The sequence below is a fragment of the Methylophilus sp. 13 genome (genome assembly GCF_015354335.1).
Classification (GTDB): Bacteria; Pseudomonadota; Gammaproteobacteria; order Burkholderiales; family Methylophilaceae; genus Methylophilus; species Methylophilus glucosoxydans.
This window is the reverse complement of record NZ_JADKYR010000013.1, coordinates 1-822: the sequence shown is the minus strand read 5'-3', so window position 1 is coordinate 822 and position 822 is coordinate 1. Positions and strand designations below refer to the sequence as shown.

General features: G+C 53.9%; 1 protein-coding gene. It reads left to right on the top strand.

Annotation, left to right across the window (positions count from 1 at the left end; genetic code table 11):
* Window positions 1–66: 66 nt before the first annotated feature.
* The coding region (locus tag INP77_RS14790; RefSeq protein WP_194749847.1) for an IS481 family transposase at window positions 67–822 on the top strand (756 nt) is incomplete at its 3' end.

Genomic DNA, 822 nt, shown 5'->3' with positions numbered 1-822 from the left:
GACATGGTTGACAGGTGTACGAGGACATAGTTGACACTTTCGCATTGGATAAATGCGGAGAACACTATGCCTTGGAAAACAAAAGACATCATGAGTCTGCGTGAAGAATTCGTACACCTCGCCACCCAAGAAGGGGCTAATCGTCGTGAGTTATGTCGGCGCTTCGGCATCAGCCCGCAAACGGCCTATAAATGGTTGCGTAGATTTCATACGCATGGGCTGGCGGGTTTAATTGACCAGAGTCGAAGGCCGCAACACAGCCCCACACTCACATCAGAGACGCTACAGTCAGAGATTGTTCAGCTGAGGCAGCGGCATCCAGCGTGGGGTGGCCGCAAGATCAGCCGACGGTTAGAGGACTTAGGCTTAGGCGCTGTGGCACCAAGCACTGTCAGTAACGTGTTACATCGGCACGGCCTCATTGAGGTGGGCGTCGAATACCGGCAGGCTTGGCAGCGATTTGAGCATGAAGTGCCCAATGCGCTTTGGCAGGCCGACTTCAAGGGTCACTTTGAAACGCTCTCAGGACGTTGTATGCCGCTGACGGTGATTGATGACCACTCCCGCTTTAATCTGGTACTTCAAGCTTGTGACAATGCCAGGGCGGAAACCGTCAGGGATTGTTTGAATACCGCATTCAGGCGGTATGGCATGCCGGTTCGCATGAACTTTGATAATGGTGCCCCCTGGGGCTGCCCTAACCAGCCGGGGCAGGTGACTAGCCTTGAGTTATGGCTGGTGCGCTTAGGCATACGTATTAGCCATAGCCGTCCCTATCACCCACAGACCAATGGTAAAGATGAACGGTTCCACCGTACGCTC